The sequence below is a fragment of the Herbiconiux ginsengi genome (assembly GCF_900107435.1).
Lineage (GTDB): Bacteria > Actinomycetota > Actinomycetes > Actinomycetales > Microbacteriaceae > Herbiconiux > Herbiconiux ginsengi.
In genome coordinates this window covers 161,231-176,899 of the sequence record NZ_FNPZ01000003.1, presented here as the reverse complement: position 1 = coordinate 176,899, position 15,669 = coordinate 161,231, and the positions used below count along the sequence as shown (strand labels likewise).

Sequence of the window (15,669 nt, the reverse complement as noted above, 5' to 3'; positions counted from 1 at the left end):
AGCCGTCACCACGCCTGAAAGGCCCGACCCGTGTCCCACTTCCCCACCTCCGTCGTCGCGATCGGGCTCGCCCGCCTCGGCCGGCGCGTGACGCTGATCACCCGCATCGGGGTGACACGCCGACGCGGGTTCCGGATCAGTCGCAGATGTCGGAGCCGGTCGAGATCTGACGGGGGCGCACGGTCGCAATCGTCATCGCGTGTCACCGATGCTGCAAGGCTGCAACGACGAGTTCGACACGCTGCCGCACCACCTCGTCAGCGAACTCGTCAACTCCGCGACCGCTTCGCCGGAGCCGTCGCCGCAGTCGAACGCGAGGCGCGGCGGGCCAGCGGGGCTGCGATGAGGTGCTCGACCGTGGGCGGGGACTGGGAGAGGGCGCGTGCGGCGTCAACGATTTCTGCGTCGTAGCCGGTGGTGCGGCTGTGGTGCTGGCTGAGGTGCTCCTGCCAGCTGCCCACCTCGAAGGCCTCGATCAGGTAACCGGGATGCTCGCGGTCGTCATAGACATTCCAGCTGCGGGCACCGGTGCGTCGCCGGCTCTGCTCCACCGCGCGCATCGTCGCGAGGAACGAGTCCCGGTCGCCGGGAGCGATCTCGTAGCGCACGATCACGAGCGTGGACCCTTTGGGGTCGGGACTCCGATCATCCGCTTCGACGCCGTCGTCAGTGTCGTCTCCCGGCAGTGGCGTGGCGACCGGCGGCACGTCGGTGAGGGGCATCGGGAACGATGCGCGGTTCTTGTTCGCGGTGGGATGCAGCGGCAGGAGGAGCAGTAGCGCCGCGCCGAGCACCACCACGGCGCCCGCCCCGGCCATCGTCTGAGCCGTGCCGAACACGCTTCCGAGGGCGCCGATCACGGCCGCACCGAGTGCCGTGCCCCCGAAGAGCACCAGCTGGTACACCGAGAGCCCTCGGGTGCGCACCCATCCCGGCAAGAACGCCTGCACCGTGCCGTTGAGCGTCGCGATCACCCCGATCCACGAGAGGCCGACGAGCACGAGCACGGGGAGGGTGACCCAGAGCGATGTCGACAGCGCGGTGGCGGCGATCCCCACCCCGTACGCGGCGCTGGTGAGCATCACGAGCCGGTTCGTTCCGAGAACGGCCCGTGCGCGGGGAATGATGAAGGCGCCGCCGATCGAGCCGACCCCGAGAGCGGCTAGGAGGATGCCGTACCCGTTGGAGTCGAGGCCGAGCCGGCCGCTCGCGAGCACGGGCAGGAGCGCCCAGAGCGCATTGGCCGGGATGATGAAGATCAGGAGCTGCACGTACATGCGCCGCACCACCCCGGCGTGGAACACGTAGCGGAGGCCCGCCCGGGTGGCCGCCATGAACGGCTCACGTTCGGTGACGGGCGCCTTGTATCCGCGGTACAGCGCGAGCACGAGCAGCAACCCGGCGAAGCTCAGGGCGTTGAGGGCGAACACGAACGGGATGCCCCACGACCCGATGACGATCCCGGCCACGGCGGGCCCGATCGCCCTGGCGACATTGACCCCGATCGACGACAACGATGCGGCATCGGCGATGAGCGCCTTCGGCACCACCCCGGGCACGAAGGCCTGATAGGCGGGCAGCTGGATGGCCGAGGCGACCCCGAGCGCGAAGGTGAAGGCGAGCAGGAGGGCTGGGGTCATGGAGCCGGTCGCCGTGAGCACGGCGAGCGCGGCGGCCACGAGGGCTTGCGCCGATTGCACGCCGATGAGCAGGACGCGCTTGTTCGCGAACTCCCCGAGGACGCCGGCCGGAATACCGAACAGCAGCACCGGGGCGGCCGCGGCGGTCGACACGAGCGCGATGATCGCGGGCGAGGCGTTCTGTTCGACCAGGAACCATTGAGCGCCGACGGTCTGCATCCAGCCGCCGATGTTGCTCACGACGTCGGCGATCCACAGCCACCGGAAGATGGTGACCGCGAGCGGAGCCAAGGGGCCGGAGGGTCTTGCCGCAGACGGGGCGGCGGTCGCACTGCTCACGCGGGCGCCGACGGTGCTCGGAGGTCGAGAGCCTCGGCCAGGAAGGCGAGCGAGCCAGGCAGCGCGTCGGCCAGGTAGCCCTCCGCATGCCGCGTGCTCGGGATGAGCTGGAGCGTGCTCGCCACACCGACCGCCGCCAACGCGTGCTGCAGGGCGGCCGGGTCGGTCACCGGCACGAACTCGGCAAGGGAGTTGGCGAGGTAGACCGGTCCGGTGCTCGCCGTCACCCGGGTCGTCGTGGTCGCATCGGGCAACCGCAGGCGGTCTCCGCCCACCTCCTGCAGGATGACCCAGCGCAGGAACGCGTCATCCCGGCCCGTCTGGTTGATGTCGGCACTCCGCATCGCGTCGAGATCCTGCGCCGTGGGCGCCGCCGCGGTGGCGTCGGTCGAGCGGATGATGCCCTCGAGGTCGAAGATGCCCGACCAGCTCACGGCGGGGCATCCTGTGGCGATGGCCGCCTCGACCACGAGGTTTCCTCCGGCCGACCCGCCGACGAAGGCCATGCGGTCGCGATCGAACGCGTACTCGGAGTCCTTCGCCCAGTGCGCCGCGGAGAGCACGTCGTCGCGGCCCGCCGGAAAGACGTGGTCGGGAGCGAGGCGGTAGTTCGGCACGAACACGAGGTAGCCGGCGTCGACGAGCAGCGAGGCGAGTGTCGTCTCCTTGGCCTTGTCACCGCGGAACCACCCGCCGCCGTGCACGAGCACGATGGCGGGCCGGCCGGAGTCCTGGGTGCTCTGCGGGCTCTGGTAGACGTCGAGCAGCAGGGTGGCGGATGCAGCCGTGCCGTAGGGCACGTCCAGCCGGATGTCGGGTTGGCTCATTGCGCGCTTTCTCGGGTAGATGCCGGCACGGGCGGTTGACCGTTCTGGCTTCGAAGACTAGCCGCTGGAGAAGCCGTCGACCACGTCGAGGCCCCGAGCGGGCACGGTCGGATGACGCGTCGCGGTGGGCAGGCGCCCGGGCCCAGGAGCGTCAGTCGCCGATGTCGAAGACGATCTCCCAGGTGGATGTCTGAAGGAGGCGGACAGTGCGGGTGCGGTCCCATCGTGTCGTCATAACGGGAAGTGGTCTGCCGGAGGTCGGGGGAGGCGGCGATCAGGCCGTCTTCCGACGACCCGAGACGGATGCCAGCTGGGGTCGACGGCGAGCCGGCTAGCGGCGAGCTGGCGACGCCTCGTGTGCTGAACTCCGCGTAGGTGAGCACGGGGCCGTCGACCGGGGCTCAGCGGTGCGGATGCTCGCTCCCGCTTGCAAGGATTCCGTTGACGATCGCGGTGGTCGCCCATCGGGTCCGCTCGTCCGGTGTCCCTGACGTGAAGACCGTCGATCCCGCCCGGTGCAGCGACGGGTGCCGTTCGGCGGTCGCCGCGTCCAGCGTCTCCGTGAGGTCGGCGAGGTCCTGCCCCGTCGGGGTCGCATGGGCGGCCCATTCGGCTGCGGAAGCCGTTGCGTGCTGGAGCAGGAGGTCGACCCCCCGGGCCGCGGTCTCGATGTCGACTCCGGCCTCATCGAGCAGCCGCATCAGCAACTCGAGGAGGTCGAGGTAGTGGGGACCGTCTGGCCAGGTGGTCAGCGCTGCTGACGCGAGGCCGGGCTGGCTCGCAAGCAGGCCTGCGTAGTCGTCGACCACCCGCTGCAGCCGCTCCCGCCAAGGCTCTCGCCCGTCCCAGGAGAGATCGAGCTCGGACAGGTACCGGTCGATGAGCAGCGCATTCAGCTCCGTCGTGTTGCGCACGTAGACGTAGAGCGATGCTGGCCCGGTGTCGAGCTCGGAGGCGAGTCGACGCATGGTCAAGGCGGCGGCGCCGTCCCGATGGACGACCTCGACGGCGGCGTCGAGGATCGCCGCTCTCGACAGCGGGGGCTTCGCGGGCCGATCCCGGCGACTGATCGGTTCAGGTCGTGCCATGTCCACAGCGTACTCGGCTTGCATCGTAACGAACATGTTCGTTACGATGCTGTTCGTAATCATCTCCGCGGGAAAGGAACCCCATGACCAGCACAGCAACGACAGCCACCGCCCCGTCGTTATCCACCAAGGGCGTGTGGCTGACGCTGATCGTGGTGCTCCTCGCCGACGCGATGGACCTGATCGATTCGACGATCACCAACGTCGCGGCGCCGTCGATCGTCGCCGACCTCGGAGCAGACGAGAGCGTCATCAAGTGGCTCGGTGCCGCATACGCTCTCGCGCTCGGCTCGCTCCTCGTGCTGGGCGGCCGCATCGGCGACAAGTTCGGCCAGCGCGGCACGTTCCTCATCGGGATGGCGGGTTTCGTCGCCGCCTCGGCGGCGGCCGGCGTCGCCGTGTCGCCCGAGATGCTGATCGGAGCACGGGTCGCGCAGGGCGTCTTCGGGGCCTTCCTCATCCCACAGGGCATGGCGATCATGACCGCCACCTTCCCGAAGCCCGCCCTGCAGAAGGCATTCGGCGTGTTCGCTCCGATGCTCGGCGTGTTCACGGTGGCCGGCCCCCTCCTCGGTGGCCTCCTGATCGACGCGAACCTGTTCGGCCTCGAGTGGCGCCCGGTGTTCCTCATCAACCTCTTGCTCGGCGGGTTCGCCCTGGTGATGGCGGTGAAGTTCCTGCCTCATGTTCCGCCGCGGCCGGCGACGCGCATCGACGTGTTCGGGAGCGTCCTGCTCGTCGTGGCGCTCTTCGGGGTGCTGTTCGGGCTCATCCAGGGTTCGAGCGACGGGTGGGGTGCCCTCGCGATCGCCTCCCTCGCCGTCGGCGCGATCGTGTTCGCCGGTTTCGTCTGGCGGCAGGCGCGCACGCCCGACCCGCTGCTGCCGCGCACCCTGCTCGCGAACCGCGGGTTCACGGCGGGCCTCATTGTCGGGCTCCTGGTGTTCGCCGGCTTCAGCGGCCTGATGTATGTCATCTCGCTGTTCCTGCAGCTCGGGCTCGACTACTCCCCCACCCAGACGTCGCTGAGCCTCATCCCGCTCACCCTCGGCATCATGGGCGGCTCCGGCATCGCCGCCGCCCTGATCGTGAAGCTCGCCCGTCGCCTGGTCGTGCTCGGCCTCGGCGCAATGCTCGCCGGTGTCGGGCTGATGCTCGTGTTCGTCACCGTCGCCGGATCCGACCTCACCTGGTGGCAGCTCGCCATCGCCACCCTGTTCATGGGCCTTGGTGCGGGCATCTGCTTCAGCTCCATCTTCAACACCGCGCTCGGCGACGTCGACGCCCACGAGGCAGGTTCGGCCAGCGGATCACTGAGCGCCGTTCAGCAGGTCGCCAACGGCATCGGCTCAGCACTGGTCACGAGCATCTTCCTCACGCTGCTGCCCGGCGGCGATGTGGGCGCGGTCTCCGTGACACTCGTCATGCTGCTCGCGCTCCTCGTCGCGTGCCTCCTGGTCGTGCCACTGCTGCCCCGCACCGCGGTCGCCGAGGTGGAGTGACCGCGCCTCCCCCGCGTGCCCGACTCCGACAACAACACCGTGGCGGCCGCGTACTCACCCCCGGTGGCGATGCCCTGGAGCAGGCTCACGACCACGAGGATCACGGCCGCCACGCCCCGACCGCGCGCTCGGTCGGGGCAAGCGCGAGAGCGACGGATCCGGCCGACATCATCGTGACCGCCGCAACCAGTGCCCGTTGCCTGCCTCGCGTGTCGGCGAGTCTGCCGAAGAGCCAGGAGCCAAGCGGGCGAACCACGAACGTCAGGGCGAAGAGCCCGTAGACGTAGATCAGCGAATCGGGCGAGTCGGGATCGAAGAACTCGGTCCGGAAGTACGGAGCGAAGGTCGCGTAGAGTTAGAAGTTGAACCACCGCACGAGATTCGGTACCGACCCCGCCAGGATGACCCCCACCTGAGCGCGACGATCCTGATGCGACCCGCCTGCGGCCGACTGGGTGGGAATCACTCGACGACCTTACCGAATGTGCTCCCCGGGCTGCCCTTCTCCGCACAGCGACAGACCATCAGCGATCGGGCGCAGGATGCTCTGGGCGTTAGCGACCACGATCGATGCAGCCGTAAACTCGCTCTTGGACTCCGCCGCCCTAACAGGCGGCGTCACTGAGGGCGTTGTCGCGAGTGAACTCGCGAAGCAGCAAACGTGGTGGTTCGATGGCGATCCGGATGCTCCAGAACCGCAAAGACGACGGCCCAGAGTCGACATCACTCTTAAAGACCGCCTCCACGTTATCGTCGGGTACTCCTCACGCTTAGACGGAAAAAGTTGACTGATCAGGAGCTGCGCTGACCTGCGCGCGGCGCGAGCGCGCGAACGTCGGTCGCGATGACGCCCTCTCCTACATCGACACTCATTTGCGCCGCACGGAGGGACCGGCCCTCATTGCCTAATCAGCGCTAGCGCGCTCCGCGTCGTAGCGACGACCCGGCCTGCCTCGCCAGCCAGCGTTCGCGAATCTTCGGACCTCCAGAGACCTTCATTCGCCAGGAGGCCATCTCCTCACTGACCTTGTACCTCGAGGCGAGGGTGTCGGCAGGGCGCCCGTAGATGGCATGTGTCTTAGCTTCGCCCGCGGGGACGAGCAGGGCCCCTCCCAACTCGGCCGCCTCTCTCTCGTGGGACGGCGAGGCGCCACACTTCTTTCCGCTGGCATCCATCCAAGCAACATCGAGCCGGTGCTCGGCGATGAGGTGACCGATCTCGTGGGCGAGGTCAGACAGTATGCGGGCTTCGGAGTGAGCGTGGTTGTAGATAATGAAGTGACCCGTCTGGTCCTTCACAAGGGCCGCGGACCACAGCTCGGGCGCCTCCACAGTGAGACGACGCAATGTCGCCTTGTCGTCGGTCGCTTGCGCCAGAGACAGAATCTTGACACCCCATTCGTCAGACCAGCGGTCGGGATCGAATGGCTGCCTGGTCGTCAGCCCTAGTTCTGCACGGACCTCATCAGCGAGGCGGCCAAGTTCTGCTTTGTTCATGCTCAGCTCTCGTTTCGGGTGCTCCGCACGACCTGCAAACCCGATTTGAAAACACTTTCCAGGATGGCTTTGTCACCCTCGGTGAGGTCGCGCCGCGCGCGTAGCAGGGCGGCGACTTCGCTGGTGAGTTCGGGCTGTCGGTCTTGCGGTCCGGTGCGTTCGATGAAGTCCTCAGTGGACATGCTGAGCCAGCGCACGATTCGTACGTAGGCGTCGAGGTCTGGGCGCTGCCTGTTCCTCAGTCTCGACAGCAGTGATGGACTGACCCCGATCTGCGCGGCTGCCTGACGCCATGAAAGGCCGTCCGCTTCGATTCGAGTGTCGAGGACCGAGACCAGTCGATCGACGTCGATGTTGGTGTGCGCCATGGAGAGCTCCCTTGAATCGTATCCCTTCATGGTACGCAACCACACAAGTGTCTCGGTACCGACACACTCTGCTACAGTGGATGGTGTTCCAGTTCCGCAACACCGTGTTGCATTCGACAGAAGGGCACTCTCATGGCTGAGGCCAATGTCAACGACCACTCTCAGGGTGGGGGCGCAAAGCGCCCGAAGATCCAGATCACGATCGACGGCGCGGCTTTCACGACCCGCGACGACGACCAGGAGGCCGCGAGCCTGCTGCGCCTGGCTGGTCGCGATCCGAAGCTGTACAACCTGGCTCGGCTCGTTCCCGGCGGGGAGCCGACGGTGATTAAGGACGGAAAGGTCATCGATCTGGCAGACGGCGATGCGTTCGTCTCCGTCAGGGAGCGCATGCCTCTGACGTTCACTATCGACGGAGTCAGCTACACGACCCGCGATGACGACCAGGAATCCGCTTCCCTGCTTCGCCTCGCTGGCCTCGACCCGGCCGAGTACGACCTCGCCCGCATTGTCGCAGGCAAGGACCCCAAGGTCTTCAAGGATGAGAAGGTCCTCGACCTGCACGAAGGAGACATCTTCATCTCGGTGAAGCAGAACAGCCCGGTAGCTTGATGTCGGCCGAAACCCCTGCCTTTGTCCAGGCATTCATCAACGACCTTGCCAGCCAAGGCGTCGAGGCCCACTTGCAGGGGCCGGCCGTCATCTACTCGATCCCCGCCGTCTCCGGCGGTCTGGTGAACCAGAAGGTCCCCACCGGGGTCAGCGTCAACGAACTTACCGGGTGGCCGGCCGTACCGCCGCACTGGGTCCACTTCCCCACGACGATCATCTTCGAGCAGGCAAACACCGACACCGCCGACTGCCTTGACGGTTGGCAGCGGCACTCCCGCGACATCGGCACCTGGTCGACCAACCGGCCCCCCATCTTGAACTGGCTCGCGCACGTTCGCGGCATCGTGGCAGGAGCGCAATCATGATCTTCTCGGTAGCAATGACCAAGACCCTCTCTGCCGAGCTATCCGCACACTTGACTCGAGCAGACGGAGACGAAGACGTGTGCATCGCGACCTACGCGTGGTCGACAGGTAGGGGTCGGCGCACCGCACTGCTGCGTGAGGCGGTGCTCCCCCAGGAAGGTGATCGCCTGGTTCATGGGAACGCCTCGTTCAATGGCGGGTACGTGTTGCGTGCAGCGTCCGAAGCTGCACGCCGAGGCGAGGGGATCGTGCTCCTTCACTCTCACCCGGGAGCCGTGTCCTGGCAGGGTCTGAGCGGTCCGGACCGAGACACGGAATCGGAGTATCAGCGCGTTGCTCAGGCCATCACCGGGCTTCCTCTCGTCGGCATGACGCTGGGAACCGGGGCCGCAGCATGGTCTGCGCGACTCTGGCCGACTGCCGCAGCGCCGGACTACGCGGAAGCCGTCCGCGTCGTCGGAGACACCCTGGCGACCACCTGGTTCGACGTCGCCCGACCCGTCCCAATCGCGACGCGCTACCAAAAGCGCACAGTCGCCGCCTGGGGAGCCAAGCGCCAAGCCGACATCGCACGCTTTCGGGTCCTCGTCGTCGGCGTCGGAAGCGTCGGCCTGGACATCGCCGCCCGACTCGCCGCAACGGGCATCGAACATCTCGGAGTCATGGACATCGACGTTGTCGAAGACCTCAACCTAGACCGCATGGTTGGCGCGACCCGAGACGACGCCGCACAAAGACGGCGCAAGACAGAGGTCGCAGCTCGCATCGCAACAGCCGCTTCCACCGCCAACAGCTTCACCGTCGACGTGCACAACCTCAGCATCACCGACCCCGCAGGCCTAGAGGTCGCCCTAGACTACGACGTCATCTTCTCTTGCGTCGATCGCCCCTGGCCTCGGTCCGTTCTCAACGGACTCGCGTACTCCGATCTCATCCCCGTGATCGATGGCGGCATCGCACTCGAGACACTGCCCAATGGCGAGATGCGGGGCGGGACGTGGCGCGCCCATGCCATCGTGCCCGGACGCCCGTGCATGCAGTGCAACGGGCAGCTCCGTGTTAATGAACTCACACTCGACCGCGACGGGCGTCTGGATGACCCGGAATACATCCGCAACGCTGGTCTCGCCGTGCAGGCCGGCAGCCCTAACGTTGCCGCTCTCGCAGCCTCCGTCAGCGCCGCCCAACTCGCCCAATTCGTCAGCCTGGTCGCCGCCCCCGCCGGAATAGGCGTTGCAGCCCCACTCCGTTACTGGCTCGCACCACATCACCTCGAACATCTCGACGCGGCCAGTGGCGCCTACTGCGCCTACGAGAACGGACTCGCTCACGGCGACGGCCGCATCGTTCTCACCGGTGGCCCGACAGTCATCGACGACGAGCCAAAGACGGCGGTGCTGGCGACCGAACGCCCCGCCACCCGACTCTGGCGTCAAATCGTCGACTGGTGGGCAGCGCTGCGGGCTCGACGGCTTCGATGAAAGTGGGCTGGAACCGGTACGGTTCCGGCCCATTCCGAATCGCCGGGCAAGGCTGGAGAGGAAGCATAATATGCGCCGCGTTAGGCGGTTTCTGACACATGCCCCCGCGGTTCTCGGACTTGAACTGGCGCCCCCGGCCATCCGATGGCGATCAGGGTGTCCCGTTTGAGGATCGTTCACCGAAGTGCTCTGCCTTCGGGAGCTGCCGCGACATTCCAAGGCACACTTCCTCTCGTATGACCCTCCCGATGACTATTCCGGTGACGGGGGGCTAATCGACATGCCTAGGGAGCGGCGAGCCATGTCATGAGCTACAGCGTGCTCTTGACGTCCTTTGAGCCATCTCGGGAATACCACATGCGATCTTTGACCCTGTTAGAGCTGGCCCCTGTGATCAGCTGCATCTGGCGAAGGAATCGGCCTGCGGTGCAGCTGGCGCTGTAGGCACAGCTGTCCAACTCGCGGAGCGTCGTACCGCGTTCGCGAACTCCTTAGACGCTGGCCTGCTGGAGAGGCGCGACCAGCTTCGGTCCCTTGAGTTTGAAGGTCTCGGTTTCAACCTGCTTGATAGTGTCGCCGACGAGTCGATTCAAGACGTATGTGTGAGCCGAATCGACATTGAACGTGGGGCGCCCTCGTCCGCCGTTCGCGACGCGCGAGTAGTCGCCTCCCAGTGCTCGCAGCAGCAACTTGAGCTGGTCGACCGGAAGACGGTCTCCTCGAGCGGCGATGAGCGCGACAACTTGACCGGTAGTCGCGCCAGCGGTTCTCAACGCCTCAATGCTCTCGTATGGCAAGCCCCATCCGTTCTCAGCCAGGGCGCTGGCAAGTGGTCGGACCTGCAGTTGGCTCGCACCAGCAAGGTAAGCGGTAATGCTTGAGACGACCGCGAGTCGGGTCGCTGCGGGGATGGACGAACTACGTAGTAGAGGCGGGATCTTAGCGACGTCGAGCACTTCGGGTGATACGAACGTCTCGAACTTCTTAGATGCAGCGATCGTTGTCTCCAGGGTCACCCAATCGACCATGAGGTCCGCGGAGAACGCGGTCGCGTCGTCTGCGAGTAGACGACGCTTCAGTAGCCGCGCGACCAAGTCGCCCGTCTCTGGGGTAATCCTGGTTGCTTCGATGGTCCCGGGCTCGATGCTTGCGGCGATGCGGACACGCGTGTTGGTCGAAGTGATCGCGCTACTTGCAGCGAGCACATCGATGGCCACTTCGATCCGCTTCTCAGTGGGGAAGCGTTGCCAGTCAGTGATCTTCTTGTGCTTGTTAAGCAGCGAACCAATGTGCTCGTCGATTCCGAACTGATCGATGTACTCAGACACGTTCTCGAACGTGGGATCGGTTCGGTTGCTCCTGGCAAGGAACGGCCATGCCTGGACGCCCGTGTCACTGAGCGCAGGTACTTGGCAGTCAGCGCCGGACATGTCGACGAGCCGGCCGAGCAAGTCAGCGCTCGAACGCTTTGCTGCTTCGGTCAAGACGGTCGCGAACATCTTCGGATCGGCGACGGTCTGGACGTTCAGCGGTGAGGTGCTTGCGATGTCGAGGTAGTCCTCGAGCTCGTCGAGCGCGTAGGCGTAGACGTTTTGGTTGGGTCTCAGAGTGTCAAGCGAGATCGGACCAGTGGGCAGGAGGGCGCGTAGGTTCGCTTCGATTAGGGGGAAGATCCGGAGTTGTACTGCGATATCCTTTGCGGCGTCGTCTAGGTCGGCGAGGGACTCAAGTGATCCGCCGTTTGCTTTCACGATCCGCAGGACGATCTCGGCGTGATCCGCCGAGACTGGCTGGCAAATGGCATCCATGTCTTTATAGTTGGCTTGGATGACTAGCCCGACTTCTCGGTCAGTCTCGAATTCGTCGTTGGGTGCGACCTGGAGCACAGCGTTGAGAAGCGCGGGGCGGACAGCGGCGTCCACAGGCGCGGTCACTGCCGCATATCGGAGTACGCCGGGCCAGTAGGGTGCCAGCGCGGCGAGCAGACGGGCGGGGTGCTCTCCCTGGGCTATGTAGGTGTCTAGGAACTCGTGTTCTTGTTCGCCGAGGAGAGACAGGTGTCGGGCGACCGTGGCCGCTGCTGCGGGCCGTTTCGAGAGCAGATAGTCCATGATCGCGATGTTGAAGACGCTCGCGTCACCGAAGAAGTCGGCGGTGTCGCTGTTCTCAGCGTCCTGTTCGCGTAGGAGTTGGACAACATCTGTGTCGCTCATCGGGAACGATGCGTCGGGTATCCCGGGCTCGACGCAACGGCGGATGTACTCCATCGCGTCGGGACCTAGATGGTTGCCGTAGTAGCTCGAGGAGTAGAGCGCAAAGTGGGATGTGAGAAAGCCGTGGCGGACCAGGTCGCGTGCCAGGTCTGACTCGAGTGCCGCTTGGACCACAGCATCGAACGAGATCACACCGTCGAGGGGCTCACCAGACGAGTCCGTGAGTGCGAGTTCAGATGTGTCGACTCTGAACTCGGGATGGGCGCACAGCTCTTCCCAGGTGTGGTGTCGCAGGAAATCGATCGCTTGCTCTTCCTTCACGATTGCTGCGTTTACTTCGGCGAGGTCGGCAGCTTCCCATCCGTCCGCGCTGACGGTGATGCCGAACATTTCAGTGAGCTGATCGGCGGTGAATGACAGATTGATCGTCGGAGCGCGGTAGGTGCCCGGATCGCGGAGTTGAAGCTGTTGGGGTTCACCGGCAGCGATCCGAGCCCAGGTTTCGGCGTCGTCGAGGTTGCCCTCTGTAGCAGGGCCTGTCAGTTCGACAGTTGCCTGGGACGCTGTTGCCTGAGCCGCCGCTAGCAGCCCATCGCGAAGTTGGAGGAGAGCATGTCCGAGGCGAGTAGCACGCGCGTTCTTTGTGGCCTCGAGGTGGCGGCTGTTTCTGTAACTCGTTAGTTGCTGGGCGCGTGTCGCGAGATTCTGACGTACAAGAGCGCGCCACACGTTGTAGACGAGGTCGAGGGTGCTGTCTCGGTGACGGATCCTTTCGAAGTCCGTGAGATGCGTGTTCTTGAACAGCACGATCGCGAATACGAGATCGTCGTCGATACCCGGAATGCGGCTCGCCGGAACGACAAGACGGTTTCGGTACACCTCGAACTCGTTGCGAACGTTGTGAATCATCCGCATGTCGGCGACGTGGCGGGCGGCAAGACGTATGAGTGCGGGGTTGATCTTGAAGTCATCGCTCGCCATTGCGTCCGACATCAAGTCACGGGCGTTGTCGGCGCTGACAAACGGCACTACCGGGACGATCACGTCGAAGAATTTCGTGCGGCTCGCGCGCTTCAACGTCGCTTTCGCGCGGTCAGAGTCCTCGATCACGGCAGGGAGGTCTTTACCGTCTCGCCGCGGCGCGCCGATCTGCTCGAACACGCTGTCGCGTATGGCGTAGATGAAGATGATGCGTTGGCCGACTTGATCCGAACTGTTTAACAGGCCGTTCAACGCGCGGAGTGTGTCGAAGACCTGCACGTCTTCGAACCGGTCGATGTCCTCTAAAACGACGATGTTTCGGCGGCTCACTTGGAAGAAGTACACGATCTCGTCCAAGTACTCGTCGAAGTATGTGTCCGATTGCTTCGAAAGGGTGACCGTTGCGGCGCCGGCCTGAACGGACGCACTTATCGTCGGCCGTGAGCGGAGCACGCTGATGATCGCCCAAGTAGCGCCCACCGCCAGCCCCAGAATAAGGACGTATGCGACGATCTGCCGCCACAGAACCGGTAAGAGGGCCTCTACTAGCGGTTGGACGAGTCCTAACCCAAGGAGAACTATGAAGACGGCGGCGCCGATGGCGCCGGCGACCACCCAGTCACGACGCCTGTTCGATGCACTCGCCCGACGGAATCTCGATCGCGGCACGGCTTCGGGAGGCAGCCGATACAGCAGCTGTTTGACGATCTCCTTCTGGATCTGGTTCGTGCGCGACGCCGGCCCATTCTCGGCAGAGTTCTGGCTGGCGGCGTCTGTGTCGTGGTCGCCGGGCGCGATTGTCGAGAGCGAGAGCTGTACCGTTCGGACCCCGTGAGTCTCGCTGAGACGCTGGAGGATGCTGCTCTTGCCAGTGCCGTATGCGCCAGTGAGCGCGATGTTGCGTGTACCTTCGGCGTCGATCGCGCGGACGAGCAAGTCGTAGTACAGCTGATGCTGCTTGTCGTCGAACGCCGGTGCCAGGCTCGTCAGACGCAGTTCCTCTCCCGGTCGGAGGTTGTCTCCATCTGGATGCGCAATTGCGTTCTCGGACATGTGCTCATCGTATTGAGCCGCCCGGACACTACATGCAGTCGACAACCATGGAAAGGCATCATCCAACAACCTGTCGACGTTTACGTGGGTCGTATAGAACGGAAGCGGGTGTCCATCGCTTTGAGTTTGGTGGCGAAGGTGTCTGGTTCGCGTCCGATCGCCCAGGGGGTGGTGTCGCCTGATTTCAGGAAGTCTTCGGTGGGCTGCAGATGCTCTTGGTCGTCGTCGCGGTAGGGCCACGCTCCGAGGAAGTCACCGCCGTATGGCGGGTAGTAGAGCGTGCTGCTGTCGGTGAAGGTAGTCAGCGAGCGCGATGCGATATTCCATGCGGTCGAGGAGCCGGCTTGGCTGTGAGGTCAGTTCGCGGGCGATGGGTTCGAGCTGTTTTCGCAATAGCCGGCTGATGGCGAAGTAGGGCTTGGATTTGCCCCATCGCGGCAGCTGCTCGACGACCTCGCGATCGAGGACCACAAGGGGGTGCAGGACGCCGTGGGCTTGAACCTCGGCGCCCTGCATGACCATGGGGCTGCTCCAGGTGGGTTGCGTCGCGAGGGCGATGATGACGTCTTCGTGCTTGGCCGTCAGGGCTGCCATGGTGCCGGCTCGGTAGAGGAGCAAGGCCGGGTAGTGTGCAAGGTTCTCCCACCACTCGAGGTAGCTTCCGCCCAGCATTGCCTGGCGGGCATCGAGCGACTGTTGCAGCACCCAGCACCAGAGATCGGTGTGTTGCCGGTCTCGGTCCAGCAGGATGCCCTGGGTGAAGAGGTCGAGGAGCGGGCGAATGCGCGCGAAGATCTCGTCAGATTCCGCGTCTACCGCCTCGAAGGTGGATTCGGCGGGAGCGTGCGCGCGTTCGGTGGCCCATCGTCGGAGCTCATCGAGTTCGGTGTCGAAGAGATCTCGCAGCTCGAGGTGACGGACCGGGTCGGGCAGGGTACGGCGCAGACGCGCGAGCTTCATCGCGAGCGAGACCGGCGATTCGGTCAGCTGCTCGACGGCTCCAACTCGGGCGAGGATGTCCGTGAAGAAGTCATCGGCGGTGACGCTGAGAACGGCGTGCGCGCCCGGCCGAGCGGTGAGTCGCTTCCCGATCGCGCCGAGCTCTGTTCGGGCGGTCCAGTAGAGCGGGTAGCGGCGGTTGATGGTGCGTTCAATCTCGGCGAGTAGGGCGAGATCCCAGTCTCCGGACCAGCCTGAGACGAGGAGTCCGTATTCGTCGAAGATCCGAGCCAGCCACTTGGTAGTGGATTCGGGATAGCTGCTGAGCTCTTCGACGGTGTTGCGCTGATCCAGGCTCGCGTAGTCGCCGTTCAGCTTGATGACCGTAGCCGGCATGTGTTGCGGGGGCACCATGCCCTGGAAGCTGGCATCCGAGGTGATGACTTGCGGCATGATGCCTTCGGCCTCGAGTGCTTGCTCGATGAGCCGATCGAAGTTCGTGGTCACGATGACGCGGATCGTGCCGCGCGCGACCAACTTCGCGATCGCCTTATGCGCCGGGCCCGGCACCTTCCGGCCCAACTCTCGGTCCTCCTCGGACGGTTCGAAGAACTCGGCGAGAAGGGCACGCCGCTCGGGCGGGGTAGACGCGAGGCCTTCGAGCAGGGTCGAGTATCCGAGCGGCGCTCCGTCGGCGTGATCGTGCCACCACTGCTCCCAGCTCTGCCCTTCGGTAATGCCGTCGAGAGACGCGGCTGCGAGTT

At 65.1% G+C, this 15,669-nt stretch carries 12 protein-coding genes; 4 read left to right on the top strand and 8 right to left on the bottom strand.

The window, feature by feature from the left end:
* Window positions 1–269 precede the first annotated feature (269 nt).
* The 3 genes from BLW00_RS13595 to BLW00_RS13585 all read right to left on the bottom strand — a co-directional run bounded on the left by BLW00_RS13595 (window position 270) and on the right by BLW00_RS13585 (window position 3,894).
* On the bottom strand, window positions 270–1,979 hold the full coding sequence (locus BLW00_RS13595) for an MFS transporter (protein WP_092555053.1): 1,710 nt from the start codon (window positions 1,977–1,979) through the stop codon (window positions 270–272).
* Complete coding sequence (locus tag BLW00_RS13590) at window positions 1,976–2,806, bottom strand: alpha/beta hydrolase (RefSeq protein WP_092555051.1); 831 nt, start codon at window positions 2,804–2,806, stop codon at window positions 1,976–1,978. The genes BLW00_RS13595 and BLW00_RS13590 overlap by 4 nt, the downstream gene beginning before the upstream one ends.
* Before the next feature lie 401 nt (window positions 2,807–3,207).
* Complete coding sequence (locus BLW00_RS13585; protein ID WP_217634381.1) at window positions 3,208–3,894, bottom strand: TetR/AcrR family transcriptional regulator; 687 nt, start codon at window positions 3,892–3,894, stop codon at window positions 3,208–3,210.
* Between the two features lie 83 nt (window positions 3,895–3,977).
* Here BLW00_RS13585 and BLW00_RS13580 point away from each other — a divergent pair, with 83 nt between their 5' ends.
* The gene (locus tag BLW00_RS13580; protein ID WP_092555049.1) at window positions 3,978–5,396 is read left to right on the top strand and encodes an MFS transporter; all 1,419 of its coding nucleotides are present in this window, start codon (window positions 3,978–3,980) and stop codon (window positions 5,394–5,396) included.
* Between the two features lie 100 nt (window positions 5,397–5,496).
* Here BLW00_RS13580 and BLW00_RS24435 read toward each other — a convergent pair whose 3' ends face one another.
* The 3 genes from BLW00_RS24435 to BLW00_RS13570 all read right to left on the bottom strand — a co-directional run bounded on the left by BLW00_RS24435 (window position 5,497) and on the right by BLW00_RS13570 (window position 7,261).
* Window positions 5,497–5,685 carry an MFS transporter gene (locus BLW00_RS24435; protein WP_407650973.1) on the bottom strand — a complete coding sequence of 63 codons (189 nt, stop codon included), beginning with the start codon at window positions 5,683–5,685 and terminating at the stop codon, window positions 5,497–5,499.
* Window positions 5,686–6,311: 626 nt separating this feature from the next.
* Window positions 6,312–6,893 (bottom strand): ImmA/IrrE family metallo-endopeptidase, encoded by a 582-nt coding sequence (locus BLW00_RS13575; protein WP_092555047.1) that lies wholly within the window; start codon window positions 6,891–6,893, stop codon window positions 6,312–6,314.
* A gap of 2 nt (window positions 6,894–6,895) precedes the next feature.
* On the bottom strand, window positions 6,896–7,261 hold the full coding sequence (locus tag BLW00_RS13570) for a helix-turn-helix domain-containing protein (protein ID WP_092555045.1): 366 nt from the start codon (window positions 7,259–7,261) through the stop codon (window positions 6,896–6,898).
* 132 nt (window positions 7,262–7,393) lie between these two features.
* Between BLW00_RS13570 and BLW00_RS13565 the strand changes: the two genes are divergently transcribed.
* Genes BLW00_RS13565 through BLW00_RS13555 form a run of 3 tightly spaced genes read left to right on the top strand, consistent with a single transcriptional unit; the run spans window position 7,394 to window position 9,719 of the window.
* Window positions 7,394–7,873: a hypothetical protein gene (locus tag BLW00_RS13565; RefSeq protein WP_092555043.1), complete on the top strand. Its 480-nt coding sequence runs from the start codon at window positions 7,394–7,396 to the stop codon at window positions 7,871–7,873.
* Window positions 7,873–8,238, top strand: a complete 366-nt coding sequence (locus tag BLW00_RS13560; RefSeq protein ID WP_092555041.1) for a hypothetical protein — start codon at window positions 7,873–7,875, stop codon at window positions 8,236–8,238. The genes BLW00_RS13565 and BLW00_RS13560 overlap by 1 nt, the downstream gene beginning before the upstream one ends.
* Window positions 8,235–9,719 (top strand): ThiF family adenylyltransferase, encoded by a 1,485-nt coding sequence (locus BLW00_RS13555; protein WP_092555039.1) that lies wholly within the window; start codon window positions 8,235–8,237, stop codon window positions 9,717–9,719. The genes BLW00_RS13560 and BLW00_RS13555 overlap by 4 nt, the downstream gene beginning before the upstream one ends.
* A gap of 491 nt (window positions 9,720–10,210) precedes the next feature.
* Here BLW00_RS13555 and BLW00_RS13550 read toward each other — a convergent pair whose 3' ends face one another.
* Both BLW00_RS13550 and BLW00_RS13545 read right to left on the bottom strand, forming a co-directional pair.
* Complete coding sequence (locus tag BLW00_RS13550; protein ID WP_092555037.1) at window positions 10,211–13,966, bottom strand: YobI family P-loop NTPase; 3,756 nt, start codon at window positions 13,964–13,966, stop codon at window positions 10,211–10,213.
* 252 nt (window positions 13,967–14,218) lie between these two features.
* The gene (locus tag BLW00_RS13545; protein WP_175494272.1) at window positions 14,219–15,487 is read right to left on the bottom strand and encodes an SIR2 family protein; all 1,269 of its coding nucleotides are present in this window, start codon (window positions 15,485–15,487) and stop codon (window positions 14,219–14,221) included.
* Window positions 15,488–15,669 lie beyond the last annotated feature (182 nt).

Excerpts from the sequence above, each read along its gene's own strand:
- BLW00_RS13560 (WP_092555041.1), top strand. The coding sequence starts at position 7,873 with ATGTCGGCCGAAACCCCTGCCTTTGTCCAGGCATTCATCAACGACCTT.
- BLW00_RS13555 (WP_092555039.1), top strand. The coding sequence starts at position 8,235 with ATGATCTTCTCGGTAGCAATGACCAAGACCCTCTCTGCCGAGCTATCC.
- BLW00_RS13565 (WP_092555043.1), top strand. The coding sequence starts at position 7,394 with ATGGCTGAGGCCAATGTCAACGACCACTCTCAGGGTGGGGGCGCAAAG.
- BLW00_RS13575 (WP_092555047.1), bottom strand. The coding sequence starts at position 6,893 with ATGAACAAAGCAGAACTTGGCCGCCTCGCTGATGAGGTCCGTGCAGAA.
- BLW00_RS13580 (WP_092555049.1), top strand. The coding sequence starts at position 3,978 with ATGACCAGCACAGCAACGACAGCCACCGCCCCGTCGTTATCCACCAAG.
- BLW00_RS13590 (WP_092555051.1), bottom strand. The coding sequence starts at position 2,806 with ATGAGCCAACCCGACATCCGGCTGGACGTGCCCTACGGCACGGCTGCA.
- BLW00_RS13570 (WP_092555045.1), bottom strand. The coding sequence starts at position 7,261 with ATGGCGCACACCAACATCGACGTCGATCGACTGGTCTCGGTCCTCGAC.
- BLW00_RS13585 (WP_217634381.1), bottom strand. The coding sequence starts at position 3,894 with ATGGCACGACCTGAACCGATCAGTCGCCGGGATCGGCCCGCGAAGCCC.
- BLW00_RS13550 (WP_092555037.1), bottom strand. The coding sequence starts at position 13,966 with ATGTCCGAGAACGCAATTGCGCATCCAGATGGAGACAACCTCCGACCG.